13 protein-coding genes and 1 pseudogene are annotated in these 14,626 nt (G+C 38.1%); 12 read left to right on the plus strand and 2 right to left on the minus strand.

The window, feature by feature from the left end; translation table 11 throughout:
- Positions 1–262 precede the first annotated feature (262 nt).
- The 8 genes and pseudogenes from OK414_RS09905 to OK414_RS09940 all read left to right on the plus strand — a co-directional run bounded on the left by OK414_RS09905 (position 263) and on the right by OK414_RS09940 (position 8,474).
- A complete protein-coding gene (locus OK414_RS09905) occupies positions 263–1,255 on the plus strand; it encodes a YibE/F family protein (RefSeq protein ID WP_205662749.1) in 993 nt (330 codons plus the stop codon).
- Entirely contained in the window at positions 1,252–2,028 is a 777-nt protein-coding gene (locus OK414_RS09910) for a YibE/F family protein (protein ID WP_205662750.1), read from the plus strand. The genes OK414_RS09905 and OK414_RS09910 overlap by 4 nt, the downstream gene beginning before the upstream one ends.
- Positions 2,029–2,314: 286 nt before the next feature.
- Positions 2,315–2,665 carry an ArsR/SmtB family transcription factor gene (locus OK414_RS09915; protein ID WP_013056623.1) on the plus strand — a complete coding sequence of 117 codons (351 nt, stop codon included), beginning with the start codon at positions 2,315–2,317 and terminating at the stop codon, positions 2,663–2,665.
- 15 nt (positions 2,666–2,680) lie between these two features.
- Positions 2,681–3,979: an arsenic transporter gene (locus tag OK414_RS09920; RefSeq protein WP_263045558.1), complete on the plus strand. Its 1,299-nt coding sequence runs from the start codon at positions 2,681–2,683 to the stop codon at positions 3,977–3,979.
- A gap of 266 nt (positions 3,980–4,245) precedes the next feature.
- Positions 4,246–6,399, plus strand: a complete 2,154-nt coding sequence (locus OK414_RS09925; protein ID WP_043981980.1) for a DNA topoisomerase III — start codon at positions 4,246–4,248, stop codon at positions 6,397–6,399.
- A 34-nt stretch (positions 6,400–6,433) separates the two neighbouring features.
- Positions 6,434–6,703: pseudogene (locus OK414_RS09930) on the plus strand (DUF6985 domain-containing protein); the annotation flags it as partial.
- Positions 6,704–6,733: 30 nt separating this feature from the next.
- Complete coding sequence (locus tag OK414_RS09935; protein WP_205662754.1) at positions 6,734–7,885, plus strand: suppressor of fused domain protein; 1,152 nt, start codon at positions 6,734–6,736, stop codon at positions 7,883–7,885.
- A gap of 190 nt (positions 7,886–8,075) precedes the next feature.
- The gene (locus OK414_RS09940; RefSeq protein ID WP_205662755.1) at positions 8,076–8,474 is read left to right on the plus strand and encodes a PaaI family thioesterase; all 399 of its coding nucleotides are present in this window, start codon (positions 8,076–8,078) and stop codon (positions 8,472–8,474) included.
- Between the two features lie 4 nt (positions 8,475–8,478).
- Here the strand turns inward: OK414_RS09940 and OK414_RS09945 are convergent, their stop codons facing one another.
- Positions 8,479–9,108, minus strand: a complete 630-nt coding sequence (locus OK414_RS09945; RefSeq protein WP_013056657.1) for an NUDIX hydrolase — start codon at positions 9,106–9,108, stop codon at positions 8,479–8,481.
- Positions 9,109–9,189: 81 nt separating this feature from the next.
- Between OK414_RS09945 and OK414_RS09950 the strand changes: the two genes are divergently transcribed.
- Entirely contained in the window at positions 9,190–9,933 is a 744-nt protein-coding gene (locus tag OK414_RS09950) for a DUF421 domain-containing protein (protein WP_263045559.1), read from the plus strand.
- A 119-nt stretch (positions 9,934–10,052) separates the two neighbouring features.
- The gene (locus OK414_RS09955) at positions 10,053–10,187 is read left to right on the plus strand and encodes a hypothetical protein (protein ID WP_263045560.1); all 135 of its coding nucleotides are present in this window, start codon (positions 10,053–10,055) and stop codon (positions 10,185–10,187) included.
- Positions 10,188–10,257: 70 nt separating this feature from the next.
- On the opposite strand, the gene OK414_RS09960 is transcribed toward OK414_RS09955, so the two are convergent.
- Positions 10,258–11,775 (minus strand): alpha/beta hydrolase, encoded by a 1,518-nt coding sequence (locus OK414_RS09960; RefSeq protein WP_205662757.1) that lies wholly within the window; start codon positions 11,773–11,775, stop codon positions 10,258–10,260.
- A 292-nt stretch (positions 11,776–12,067) separates the two neighbouring features.
- Between OK414_RS09960 and OK414_RS09965 the strand changes: the two genes are divergently transcribed.
- Both OK414_RS09965 and zwf read left to right on the plus strand, forming a co-directional pair.
- Entirely contained in the window at positions 12,068–12,979 is a 912-nt protein-coding gene (locus OK414_RS09965) for an AEC family transporter (protein ID WP_016763802.1), read from the plus strand.
- A 125-nt stretch (positions 12,980–13,104) separates the two neighbouring features.
- Positions 13,105–14,604 carry a glucose-6-phosphate dehydrogenase gene (gene zwf, locus OK414_RS09970; protein WP_263045561.1) on the plus strand — a complete coding sequence of 500 codons (1,500 nt, stop codon included), beginning with the start codon at positions 13,105–13,107 and terminating at the stop codon, positions 14,602–14,604.
- The last annotated feature ends 22 nt before the right edge of the window (positions 14,605–14,626 follow it).

Genomic DNA, 14,626 nt, shown 5'->3' on the forward strand with positions numbered 1-14,626 from the left:
GAAAAGACTGCAAAGGGAATTTAGATCTCTTTGCAGTCTCTTCATGTTCAAGAGCTCTGCGTTCAAATAATAACCAGAAAGGAATTATGTGATGTCACCTCTGTATTCCCAGCATATAAGGAATCTTTTTTCGAAGCAAAAGTTTAATAAATTATCGCGTAAACAAATCTTTCTCTATATACTAGGAATTTGCTGTTTGTGTATAGCGCTAATAGTAACAAACCACAATTATTCGCTTTATAAAAAACCGATAGCGGAGGTAGTGAAGACGAATGTTGTAGAACAAAATAAATCTACTGATTTAAATCACAACAAAGATACCGTATATTCTCAAAAAATTGTTGCTAAAATCATGAACGGAAAATATAAAGGGAAGCTTATCCATTTAGAGAATACGTACTCATACTCAGGGGCTTATGATCAAAAGTACACTGTCGGAACAGATCTTTTTGTCTCCTTAGAAAAGAATTCACAGCATGCTTTAAGCGGCACGATTGAAGGAGTGAAGCGGGACACGCAGGTTACCGCTGTCGCGGGCTTATTTATACTGATTTTGCTGGCTATTGGAAGAAAGCAAGGTTTTTATTCGATCATTAGCTTATTTATTAATATTGTCCTTTTAATCGGGGCCCTTAATGTATATTTAGCACTAGGGAATGTGAGCTTGCTAGCTGTATGTATTGTAGCTGTCGTTCTTTTTACAGTTATTTCTTTGTTATTAGTAAGCGGTAATCAAGAAAAAACGCATGTAGCGATTATTTCAACTTTAATAGGTACATTTGTTTCTCTTTTAATCGCGTATGGTGTCATGCAACTGACAGATTCTAATGGCCTTCATTATGAAGGAATGGAGTTTGTGACGATTCCTCCTCAAAAAATATTTATGAGTGAGGTACTAATAGGATCTCTAGGAGCTGTTATGGATATAGCGATTACGATTACTTCTTCTGTCTATGAACTATATGAAAAGAATAAAGAGATAGCGCACAAAGACTTGCTGAAATCGGGCAAGGAAATTGGCGGAGACATTATGGGAGCCATGACGAATATTTTATTTTTTTCATATATAAGTGGAACAATTCCAATGGTTCTTCTTTATTTAAAAAACGGTTCTCCTTTAGGGTACACGTTTTCAATGAATTTCTCGTTAGAGTTAATTCGTGCTCTTACTGGCAGCATTGGCATTGTTTTAACGATTCCAATTACACTCTATCTTTCGATTCTTTTTATTTTTAGGAAGGGGAACAGAAAGTGAACGTTTTACTGTTGCTTGCTCTTATTTTATTTATTCTGATGAGTATGGTGGGCGGAAAAAAAGGAATTAGATCTTTCCTTGCTTTGTTCTTGAATTTTGGCGTTATTTTTCTAACCATTCTCTTTATGCTGTCTATAAAAAATACGATTATTGTTACGTTGATCGCTTGTACAATCATTAGCTGCATTAATTTATTTTATATTAATAAATTCAATCATAAAACGCTTGCTGCGTTTGTTTCAACGATTATTACCTTAGCCGTTTTAGTGTTCTTTATTTTTATCATTGAACATCATGCCATGATTCAAGGGTTTGGAGAAGAACAAGAAGAAGAAATTAACGCTTTTTCACTTTACGTTGGAATTGACTTTGCTAAAATAGCCATTTGTACAATTATTATGGGAGCCATAGGAGCGATCATTGATATTTCGCTATCTATTTCATCTTCTATGAATGAATTATTTGTTCATGACCCATCCGTAACTAAAAAAAATCTCTTCAATTCAGGACTGAAAATCGGAAGAGATATTTTAGGCACTACAACCAATACACTGTATTTTGCATTTGTAGGGGGATATTTGACTTTAATTATATGGTTTAAGAGATTGTCGTATTCGTTTGGAGATATTATCAATTCAAAAACCTTTTGTGCAGAAGTCATTTCTATCTTAAGCGGAGGCATTGGTGTAGCCATTATTATTCCAATTACTTCGTGGATTAGTGCCTCTATTTTTTTACAAAAAAGAGGAAAAGCGAACCATATGTACAAATAAAAAAAGAAAAATTATAAGGAAATGCCCATCCAACTGGTAGTCAGTAATATTTGGATGGGCATTCACATTATTGGTGGAATGTTGAAAATATATTTGTAGTATTATGTGCTAGATTTGGTTTAGATTAGTAAGGAAAAATAACTTCTTTAAATCCTCAGACAACTACTAAATCACTTTTAGTTTACTAAAAAATTGTAAAATATTTAGAAATCAATTATAGTAATGAGCATTAATACATAAGCACATTATTATCTATCAACTGAAAGGGAGTAGGAGGTATTCATTAATGAGCACAAAATCTATAGATAGTATTGAAAAGGCAGCCCAAATCTTAAAATTATTGGGAGATAAAACAAGGCTTTCGATGGTTAAATTAATAGAGAACAATGAATGCTGTGTTTGTGAGTTCGTAGATATCTATCAAGCTAGCCAACCTTCAATTAGTCAGCATTTACGAAAATTAAGAGATGCTGAACTTGTGAAGGAAAGAAGAAAAGGGCAATGGGTTTTTTATTCTCTTAATAAAGAAAGCCAGTACTATGAGTTTGTTCTGGGCATACTTGAATCTGTACCAAGTCAGGACGAACGTTTAAAAGAGCTGGAAAAACAAGGACTGCGTATTAGTTGTTGTGAATAATTGGAGGTTTAAAAAGTGGCATCAGTTGTACTAGCATCATTGATTTTTTTAGTAACATTAATTTTTGTCATTTGGCAGCCGAAAAATTTATCAATCGGCTGGTCGGCTTGCGGGGGAGCTATGATTGCTTTACTGGCAGGCGTTGTTGATTTTCAAGACGTTCTTGAGGTAACCAGCATTGTGTGGAATGCGACTCTTACGTTTATTGCTATTATTATTATTTCTTTAATTTTAGATGAAATTGGTTTCTTTGAATGGGCAGCGCTTCATATGGCTAGAGCTGCAGGAGGGAACGGCGTGCGTATGTTTGTGTACGTGTCTCTTCTTGGAGCCGTTGTAGCAGCGCTATTTGCTAATGACGGAGCAGCGTTGATTTTAACACCCATTGTACTAGCCATGGTTCGGGCATTAAAGTTCGACGATAAAATGGTTTTTCCGTTTATTATCGCAAGTGGATTTATTGCAGATACAACGTCGCTGCCCCTTGTTGTTAGTAACTTAGTAAATATCGTATCAGCCGACTTCTTCGGTATTAGCTTTTCTGAATTTGCATCACGCATGATTGTTCCAGATTTGGTTTCTCTGTTTGCAAGTATTATGGTCTTATATCTGTATTTCCGCAAAAGAATTCCTAAGAAATACAATGTAGCAGATTTACAGAAGCCAGTGGATGCCATCAAAGATGAAAAGATGTTTCGATTATCTGGAATTGTCTTAGTTTTGTTAGTGCTAGGCTATTTAATTGGAGAATTCTTTAGCGTCCCTGTTTCGATTATTGCAGGTATTATTGCTATTCTGTTTTTGATGATGGCTAAAAAAAGCCGAGCGGTTCATACAAAAAAAGTGTTACGGGGAGCTCCATGGGCGATTGTCTTTTTCTCTATCGGCATGTATGTTGTTGTATACGGCTTGCGTAATGCCGGTTTAACAGAAATTCTGGCTGACGTGATCCAAGCAACGGCTAGTCATGGACTGTTTGCAGCAACAATTGGTATGGGATTCACTGCGGCTATTCTTTCATCGATTATGAACAATATGCCAACCGTTATGATTGATGCACTAGCAATCGATGCCACACACGCAGCTGGAACAATCAAGGAAGCGCTCGTTTATGCAAACGTTATTGGATCGGATTTAGGTCCGAAAATTACCCCGATTGGTTCTTTAGCGACGCTTTTGTGGCTTCATGTTCTTTCAACAAAAGGCGTGAAAATTTCATGGGGAACGTATCTTAAAACGGGTATTATCTTAACGATTCCGACATTGTTTATTACGCTTGTTGGTTTGTATATTTGGTTATTGATTATTTCATAACACGTCCCAAAGGAGATCTGTTTTTAGTCGATATGATAATGGCTGTTGCCAGAAAAATTCAGATATGCATCAAAGCTGTAGAAAATGATCTACAGCTTTTTTATTGAAAAGCTATAACGGACAACGACACGTTTTTAAAATGAGATAGGTATCTCTCATCTAAACTACTTTTCTCCTCATTCATACTCCAACAGCTCTTTCTATGATAAAATAATAAAACTGACTAAGTTTCACATGGAAATTTGAAATGTAAGGTGATTAAATACATGAAGTTAATTATTGCAGAAAAGCCGGATCAAGGGTCAACGCTCGCTTCACAGTTTAAGCCGAAGCGTCACGACGGCTATTTAGAGATTCCACCGAATGAAGTGTTTACAGACGGAGCATATGTAACGTGGGCAGTGGGTCATTTATGTCAGCTTGTGAGTCCGGAAGATTATAAGCCGGAGTGGAAAAAGTGGTCAATTGACACGCTGCCGATGATTCCAGACCGCTTTCAATATGAAGTGACGCGATCAAAAGCAAAGCAGTTTCAAGTGGTAAAAAAACTGCTTAAAAAGCCGACGGTCACAGAAATTATACATGCGGGAGATGCGGGGCGCGAAGGAGAATTAATCGTTCGTAATATCATTCAGCTGTCAGGTGTGCATAAGCCGATGAAACGATTGTGGATTTCTTCTTTAACGCCAAAAGCCATTTATGATGGGTTTCAGCAGTTAAAAGACGAAAGTGATACGCGTAACCTTTATTATGAAGCATATACAAGAGCATGTGCAGATTGGGTCGTTGGGATGAATGCTTCACGGGTGTATAGCATTTTGTTAAAAAAACATGGTATGTCAGATGTTTTTTCGGCAGGGCGCGTACAGACGCCAACTCTTGCTTTGATCGTGAAGCGTGAAAAAGAAATTGATAACTTTAAATCAGAGCCTTTTTGGGAAGTGCTTGCTAAGTTTGATATTGAAGGAAAGAAGTATGAAGGCAAATGGCATCAAGACGGAGAATCGCGTCTTAAAGAAAAAGAAATGGCCTATAAAATTGCTCAGTTTTGCGAAGGAAAAGACGCGGAAGTTCATGAACTCGTAACGGAGCGAAAAGAGTTCCAGCCGCCTTTATTATTTAACCTATCATCACTTCAAGCAACCGCCAATAAAGCGTTTAAGTTTTCTCCTAAAAAGACGCTTGATGTGCTGCAAGGGCTGTACCAGAAAGGAATTGTTTCTTATCCACGATCAGACTCAAACTATGTAACAGAAGGAGAAGCGGAAACGTTTCCTGAGATTTTAGAAAAACTGAGTGCTTTTTCTGAATACGAACATTTATTTCCGCTTCCTTACTCTTCAGTCCTGGGAAATAAACGCTATGTAAATGCAAAAAAAGTGAGCGATCACTATGCGATTATTCCAACGGAACAAGTGAAGGACCCCAGCAAACTGTCAGGAGACGAACAGAAAATTTACGACCTAGTCGTAAGACGTCTAATTGCGGCACACTATGAAAAAGCGATTTTCGACTATACAACGATTACGACACTCGTGGAAAAGCGAGCAGCTTTTATTTCAAAAGGAAAGCAGCAAATTCAAGAAGGCTGGCGCAAAGTAATTTTTCAAAACGAGAAAGACGACGACGTTATTCTTCCGAATGTCCAAGAAGGGGAAGAAGGAAAAGTTGTTAAAGTAGACGTAAAAGAAGGTAAAACACAGCCTCCAAAACGCTACACGGAAGGTCAGTTGATTACGCTGATGAAGACAGCGGGTAAGCATTTGGATAATGATGAGCTGGAGAAAATTTTAGCAAAGTCAGAAGGGTTAGGGACTGAAGCTACGCGTGCGGGAATCATTACAATGCTTAAAGACCGTAAATATATTGATGTGAAAAAAAACCAAGTGTTTGCGACTGATAAAGGAAAGGTATTGATTGACGCGATTGGCGATAAAATTTTAGCTTCACCAGAAATGACGGCTAAGTGGGAGCAGCGTTTAGCTGAAATTGGAGAAGGAGCAGCATCGGCCGCTGCTTTTATGGAACAAACAAAAAAGCTGTCAGCTAAAATTATCGAAGACGCTGTCGAAGCAGAAAGTAAGTGGAACTTCAGCGGATACGACACTGAATCCATTCAGCGAAAAGGAAAAGGTAAAGGTAAAAGCTTCTCTTCTAAATCGTTTGGTTCGTGTAAGCTTTGCGACGGAAAAGTAGTCGATAAAGGTTCATTTTACGGATGCTCAAACTATGCAAAAACCAAATGCACGTTTACCGTATCGAAAAAGATTTTAGGTAAAACAGTCACCCAAGCTAATTTAAAAAAACTGTTAAGTGAAGGACAGACAGATTTGATTGAAGGCTTTAAAAAAGGCGATAAAACCTTTAATGCCAAGTTAGAATGGAAAGAAAATAAAGTGCAGTTTTTATTTGAAAAATAGAGGAATAAAGAGAGATTAGGACAAAAGCCAGTCAATCAATAGTAGAGTAGACTATTATAATCAAAAGCAACATGAACTAGGCAATGATAGTGGATTAAATGAACATTACCTTTTAATTAAAACAGCGGATCAAATATTAGACATGATAACTTTAGATGGAATTGTTGTTCCATATGCGGATATTTTTGAAGGGCGAGATATTAGAATGACATTTAATTGTACATGGGATATGGAAAATGGCTTAGGCATTCGCCTATTAAATGAAAAAGTGGTGGAAGTAGGCTACCAGGATGTTGCAATTTAAATAGAACTATTTCCTAGGAGGTAATGAGGAATGGATAGTAATTTAGTTGCAAAAGAAATTCGTTCGGCTATAAAAAAAGGCGATATTGAAAAGGTAGTTGAATTAATTGGCTCCGATGCTGAACGTTTAAATATGATGACCCCTTTTGGAACGTGGCTTCATGTTGCAGTTTCTAGAGGAGAGTTAGATATTGTTAAGAAACTAATAGAACTGGGTGCAAATGTTAATGTACTTGGAGGAGTGTATGGTGGTGGAGCATTGAACGAAGCAGCTTCTGCAGGTCATATTGATATAGTTAGGTATCTATTATCTCGTGGAGCAGATATGGATGTAAGCGATCCAGAAAGAAATCCATTGTTTGGTGCAATTAGTAATGGCCACGCTAATATTGCAGAACTATTAATTGAAAGTGGTATAGATACGAATGTTACATATAGTGGTGAATCTATGAGAGAGGTAGACGCATTGACTTTTGCAAAGGAACAAGGTCAAAAAGAAATTGTTAAGTTGTTAGAAAGTCAGGGAGAGCTCTCTACGGGTGTAACTACAACAAATCATAATGATCAGGACCGTCATGTTGAGATTTTAAATCATATTACGAAACACTTCGGTCCTATTGAAAATACTATAAGTGAAACTGTTCCAGGTAGTAGAGTATCAGTCACTATTCACATAATCCCTCCCTCAATGAATAAAGATTTCGTCACGCTTGTAACTACCGGCATGAGTGATGAACCTATGGATTATTCAGATGAAGAAAGAACATTTAAGTATGCAGAGCTGTTACTAAAGTTACCTTCAAATTGGGTAGTCGAAAAAGATAATATGCAAGACCAAAATCATTCTTGGCCCTTTGGATGGTTAAGGAAAGTGGCTCATATTCCACACCTTTATGATAGGTGGCTTGAGGAAGGAGTTATTCTTCCAAATGGAGAACCTCCTCAGCCATTTGCATCAAATACAAAGTTATCATGCGTAATGATCTGTCGTCCTCAAGAGTCCGGACTGGCTAACGTCCATACTAGAGATAAAGACATAAATATGTATACACTTGTTCCTATCTATGAAGAAGAAAGAAAGCTTGCATTGGAAAAAGGGTATGAGTATCTGCTTGAAAGAATGAATGAGAAAGGAATCACCGATGTTTTGGATATAAATCGGATAAATGTTGGTATGCAATAAGACTTGTTAATCCGGGTAGTTTTTTACAATCACCCGTATGGAAAGAAAACAAAGTGCAGTTTTTGTTTGAAAAATAGAGGGATAAAAAGCGTTTGCTAAAGAGCAGGCGCTTTTTACATGCGAAGAAACAGGATTTCTCCAGTTTTTCTAGAAGTTCTTACATAGCTTATTTATCTAAAGGATGAGATTGATGAAACGAATGAGTAAAGGGATGATTCCGTTTTGGGATTATATTGGCATTGAAGAAACGCTGCTTGAAAAAGGATATGCGGAATTAAAAATCACGATTCAGCCGCAGCTTCTGCAAGGAAGGGGAACGGTTCATGGAGGCGTTATTGCCACGCTTATCGATGCGGCGGTTGGTTCAGCTGTGCGGTCTTCTCTTTCTGAGGCTGAAAGTGCCAGTACAGTTGAATTAAAAGTAAATTACACAAGGCCGGGTATAGGTGAATATTTAGTTGCTAAATCCACACTGTCTCATCGCGGCAAAACGCTTGCTGTTGGAGAAGTGAAAATTGAAGACAGCAGCGGTAAGCTTGTTGCGCTTGGCAGTGCAACATATATGATTTTTTCAGCAGAAAAAGCTTAGGATTCTAAGCTTTTTTTGCTGAATGCAGCTGCTGGCTAATGAATGCAATGATCGTTTTATAGTAAGCTTTGGGATGAGGAGCAAATTCACTTTTATGGGCTGTACGGTGAATCGGCTCTTTTTTATTTGTTATCCCTTCAATGATCAGTTCTGTTTGATTTCCAAGCCACAGTTCGCAAAAGTGAGAAAACGGCGCTTTTACAAGCCCTGATACTTCTTCTTGCTGCAACGTAAACGCATTAAGAGGGTGAGAGCTGTAGTATAAAAATACGTGTGCAAACTCTTTGTCAATATAGTGCGGCTCAGATACTTCATATTTAAATACATCTAAAGGAAGCAATTCATCAAACGAAATGTTTACGCCAAGCTCTTCGTGAATTTCTCTTACACCGTCCACAGCGGTTTCTGTATGAAGCAAATGTCCGGCAGCTGTGATATCAAGCGCACCGGGATAATCTTGTTTTTGTTCGCTGCGAATTTGAAAATAAATATAGTCTATATCATTTTCACGGCTGACAAACCAGCAGTGAAACGCTTCGTGCCAATAGCCTTTTTCGTGAACTTCTTTGCGAGACGCTGTTCCTATGCGCTCTTGTTGGTCGTTAAATACGGTTAACACTTCATCGTTCATTATAAAACCCCCATTTGTTTCCTACTTCTTTCTACTCTAACCTGCCATGAAAGTTATGTAAATAATGGAAGGTGGAAATCTGCGTTGATCCATATAAATATGCACAAAATAAAAGATACATCAATTTTAGTAAAGAAGGTGCATGCGTTGAATCATTGGATGGAAGTGGTACTTCGTTCAGTGCTGATTTTACTTGGCTTGTTTTTTATCACAAAGCTGTTGGGGAAAAAACAGTTATCCAAACTTTCTTTTTTTGAATATATCGTTGGCATTACAATTGGAGATATTGCAGGAACAATTTCAATGGATGTAGATTTACAGGTAAGTCACGGGGTAGTCGCAATTTTAGTGTGGGCATCGTTTCTTATTGTTGTATCAAACGTATCGTTAAAAAGTATAAGCTTTCGAAAAGCGGTGGAAGGGACAACAACGATCCTCATTAAAGAAGGAAAAATTCTTGAGGGAAATGTAAAAAAAGAAAAATATACAGTAGATGAGCTCATGGAGCAGCTTCGGAAAAAAGACATCTTTTACGTAGAAGACGTAGCTTTTGCTATGCTCGAAACAAACGGCGAATTAAGCGTGCTGTTAAAAAAAGAAAAGCAAAACGTTACGAGAGAAGATTTATTAATAAAAGGAGAGGCGACACGATTACCTCAAACGATTATCATGGACGGAAATATAATGAAAGAAGCCGTTCATGAGCTAGGGTATAGCGTATCATGGGTTAAAGAGCAACTCCAAAAGAAAGGTGCTGCAGTCGATAAGGTATTTTTAGGTCAAGCAGACTCAGCAGGTCATTTGTATCTTGATTATTATGAAGACTGAGGATGGGACAAAAGCATTTTCCCCGAAGTGAAAAACGAACCACTAATCAACATGTTTGATTAGTGGTTCGTTTTTTGTGATTGTGAATATAGTTTTATCTGTTTCGTTCCTTCTAGCAGTTGATTGGAGGGCAAGGCGAAGACTCCTGCGGGAAAAGCGGAACAGGTGAGACCCCGCAGGAGCGCAAGCGACGAGGAGGCTCAGCGCCCGCCCGCGGAAAGCGAAGCCATGCACGGAAATCAACTGCGGTGTAATAAGCAGTCCAGCTGATTTATATCTCATTTGTTCGTCTTTAGGTTGGATTCATTTAGTTATGTCTCAACCTCAGCGAGGCTCTACTTCTTGCCCAGATTTTATGTCGATTACTTTAAGGTTATTTTGAGGTGCTTTAATATCTTTACTTGCAGGCGCTGCTTTTTTATTTTCCACCCAGTCTACTAACAAATCAAAAGATTGATGGGCATATGGAAGCAGAGGCTGAAGCTCTTGATTTGGATCCGTTTGTTTATTCCATACTAAGCTGTCAACGTGATTTCCGTTTTTAACGGTATAAAGACGATGAAGGCTTGCCTTGCCAGCTTTTTTAACGAGTTTTTCATAGCCTTCCGCGTGAATAGACGGGAAGATAAGTGAATCGAGAGAGCCGGCCATACTGATAAGAGGTACATCGATATCACCCGTATTTTCTACTTTTGCTACATTTTCTTTTACACTTTTTGGACGAGTTTGATAGCGATAATTTTCAAAGATATAATCCCATGAGCGGTCGCGTAGACCTGCTGAAGTAAAGTTTAAATAGTTGTGCCAGTTTGTTCTTCCTGGAGCAGTTGGATCAAAGTGATCACGGTAAATGTTTAATGTGACCGCCCAGTACACTTGATCATGATAATTCCATAATTTTTCTGATCCTTTTGGAAGACCTGCTTTATACATTTGTTTAATGGCTTTTTGCTGTTCTTTTCCCGTTCCGTACAGCGCTTCTTCTGCGTTGTTGACAACAGGTGTTAGTGAGCTAATTAAATTGGGCGCTTTTGCACTCCATAATACGCCTTCCCAATCGACGCCCCCATCAAATAAACGAGGCTCTTTTGTTTGCTTTGGATCATCATGTTCAAGTGCGTATCTGACAACGTATCCACCGTTTGAAATGCCAATTGCATACGTCGGTACTTTATGATTGTTTCGAATCAAATCGCTTGCAGGATTTTTTCGATTGGACGGGTTGATTAGCTTGTCTGAATAATGAGTAATCAAGTATTGCTGGGCAGCTTTTGTCAGTTGACGATAGCGCATATTCCATTCTGCTACGCTGTCGTCATCGTTAGCGAGTGCATTTTTTACTTTAGCAAAAGGATCGTTAGGGTCACTTTCTCCTTGCGTTCCTTTATCGGTGGCTGCAAATGCATAGCCTTTTTTAAGAACGTAATCGCTGAATAATAAATCGGTGGACGTTTCGTTGCGCGTGGCAGGAATGCCGGCTACTACAAGTTTTCCGTTCCAGTTATCAGGAACGCGGATGACGAACTGAGCGTCTTCAAAAATGCCATTTACTTGCGTTCCTTTGACCGCAGCGGGCTGATTGATTCGATACCAGCCCGATCCATCTTCAGGTTTCCCCCAGTTATAAGGAGTAAGCCCAATATTGCCATAGAGCGTAGCCTGCTGATATTGAGCGGGGTTTTTAGTGGTGAGCCAATTCCCGTTCGCTCCGTCAAAATAGGTTTCTGCTGACTGATCAGCATTTGGGATTACATCTGTGTTGTTAGAAGCTTCAGCAAGAGATCCTGAAGCTGAAAAACAAAGAACAGCAGAAAAAGTAAGCGCTATCATTTTTCGTTTCACGTTTCTTCCTCCTCATAAAAATACTACATACCTTTTAAATAAATTCCATAAAAAAGAAAAATGTCCTGTTTTAAAATCAGTTTGGAGGAAATTTTTTTCATTTGTTTCTAAGCTGTTTGTGTCTAACAAACAGGTAAACTGCATCCAATTCTCTAGTTTCTTTTTAAGCTGCTTATATTATAATGAAACAAGGATTAAAAAAGACAGGGTAAAACAATCGATTAAATAAGTATAAAAGATATGAAGAACGTTTCTATAAAACGTTTATCTTAGAGGGCAAGGGAGTAGGTCTATGAGCAGCTTTAACAGTCAGTTTTTGTATTCCGTTACAATCATTCTATTAGGATACATACTAAAACGAACAAACCTCCTTCAGCAAAAAGACGGGGAAGCTTTAGCCAGAATTATTTTTAATATTACAATGCCTTGCTTGATTATTGTCACATTCAGCAGTATTAAAATTGATGGATCGCTTATCTTACTATTAGTTATTGGGATTGTCTATGGCTTGCTGTTAGCTGCTGTAGGGGTTTTTGTTTTTCGAAAAGATGAGCGAAAAGTGAAAGGCATGCTGACGATGATGATTCCAGGATTTAATATTGGAATGTTTGCTTATCCACTAGTAGAAGGTATCTGGGGAAAAGAAGGGCTTAAATACTTTGGTATGTTTGATGTCGGAAATGCCTTTGTTATTTTTGTTTTATGCTATGTGATTGGCAGCTACTACTCAGGAGATAATATTGACATTGAATTTAAAAAGATTTTATATAAAGTATTAAAATCAATGCCGCTTCTTACCTATGTAATCATTTGTCTTCTTGCGATTATAGGCATTCATTTACCATCATACGTATTAGACGTTTCAGGCATTATCTCGAAAGCGAATATGCCGCTCTCTCTTTTGCTTTTAGGCGTATATTTAAATTTCTCGTTCCAAAAAAGCTACTTGAAAAAAATTATTATGTTTTTAAGTATCCGCTACGTAATCGGACTCGGCGTAGGAATTGCGCTGTTTTTCCTGCTTCCATTTGAAGATATGTTCCGGTATACAATCTTAGTTTGCTTCATTCTACCGGTAGCGGGTTCAGTTTTACCTTACGCAGTAGAATTCAAATACGATCAAAAATTTGTCGGCACCGTGTCAAATATGACGATTCTGCTGAGCTTTTTGTTGCTGTGGGGAATGACAAACATTTTAATGTAAATAGCAAAGGACGCTCACACTTGTGAGCGTCCTTTTTGATGAAAAAAGGATATTCCCAAATAAACAGAGGTAAGCTAGGAGAAGAGAAAATCCATCATACATACAACCTGACGGGAGGAAAAAAAGTGGAGTCCTTAACTTTTGTTTTATTTGGCGCAACGGGTGATTTAGCAAAAAGAAAAATCTTTCCCGCTCTTTATAATTTATTTACAGACAAAAAGCTCCCTGATGCTATTTCTATTATTGGATCGGGGTACGAGCAGATGTCTCATGAGGATTTTAAAGAGCGTGTAAAGCAATCTATAAACGATTTTTCGAGACGGAAAATGGAAAGTAACGAAGAAGATTTTTTGTCCCTGTTTCATTATCAAGCAGTAGACGCAAGCAAAACAGAAGATTACGAACAGCTGCTGAAACTTGTGAATGAGCAAGAAACAACTCATGGAAGTAAAGGAAATCGTTTGTTTTATTTGTCCGTAGCACCCGAATACTTCGATGTAATTGCTCTGCATATAAAAAAAAGCGGCTTGGATCAAACCAGCGGCTGGAAGCGTCTTATGATTGAAAAGCCGTTTGGACATGATCTTGTTTCAGCAAGGGAGCTTAATGAAAAGCTAACCAGTACTTTTAAAGAAGAAGAAATTTATCGAATTGATCATTATTTAGGTAAACCGATGGTGCAAAATTTAGAAGCACTTGAATTTACGAACCCCGTGCTGCAATCGCTGTGGAATAATAAACACATTGCAAATGTCCAAATTACGGCAAGTGAAACAGTCGGTGTTGAAAATCGTGCAGGGTATTATGATCATACGGGGGCCATACGCGACATGATTCAAAATCATATGCTACAGCTTCTCATGATGACAGCTATGCATCTTCCAAAACGAATTTGCTCAGAAAACATTTTAGAAGAAAAGCAAAAAGTAATGGAGTCACTGAGGAAAATTCAAGCGAAAGAAGTAGCTCGCGATGTTGTACGAGGGCAATACGGAAGCGGAGAAATCGATCACAAATCTGTTAGAGGATACAAAGAAGAGCCTGGCGTAGAAGCAGACTCTAACAATGATACGTTTGTGGCAGCACGTTTATGGATTGATAATCCATTTTGGAAAGGCGTTCCTTTTTATATTCGAACGGGCAAACGAATGAAAGAAAAATCAACTCGCATCGTCGTAGAATTTAAAGATTCTTTAAAAGGTCTGTACGAAACTCCTTATGACAAAGTAGCGCCAAACTTATTTATTATTGAAATTAGTCCAAGCGAAAACGTCGCTTTGCAGCTTAACAGCAAAAATCCATTAAAAAATGGTGTTATTGAGCCGGTTCGTATTACGTTTTCAAGAGAAGAAGAAAGTGTACCGGAAGCATATGAACGAATTATTTACGACGCATTAATCGGCGACTCTACATTTTTTGCTCATTGGAAAGAAGTAGAGCTATCTTGGCAGTGGGTGCAGCCTGTATTAGATGCATTTGAAGCTGACATGCTGCCGCTTTATGAATATCCATCGGGTTCACAAGGTCCTGAAGAAGCCCAGAAATTAGTTGAACAAGAAGGCTTTAAGTGGTGGCTCGATGACGATGAACATGGGGAAGCACCTGGAGTGTTTTTACCTATTTAAAAAAAGAGGCTAGGACAAAATT

Origin of the sequence: Priestia sp. JV24 (assembly GCF_025910025.1) — a bacterium.
Lineage (GTDB): Bacteria > Bacillota > Bacilli > Bacillales > Bacillaceae_H > Priestia > Priestia megaterium.

Excerpts from the sequence above, each read along its gene's own strand:
- OK414_RS09915 (WP_013056623.1), top strand. The coding sequence starts at position 2,315 with ATGAGCACAAAATCTATAGATAGTATTGAAAAGGCAGCCCAAATCTTA.
- OK414_RS09925 (WP_043981980.1), top strand. The coding sequence starts at position 4,246 with ATGAAGTTAATTATTGCAGAAAAGCCGGATCAAGGGTCAACGCTCGCT.
- OK414_RS09935 (WP_205662754.1), top strand. The coding sequence starts at position 6,734 with ATGGATAGTAATTTAGTTGCAAAAGAAATTCGTTCGGCTATAAAAAAA.
- OK414_RS09940 (WP_205662755.1), top strand. The coding sequence starts at position 8,076 with ATGAAACGAATGAGTAAAGGGATGATTCCGTTTTGGGATTATATTGGC.
- OK414_RS09965 (WP_016763802.1), top strand. The coding sequence starts at position 12,068 with ATGAGCAGCTTTAACAGTCAGTTTTTGTATTCCGTTACAATCATTCTA.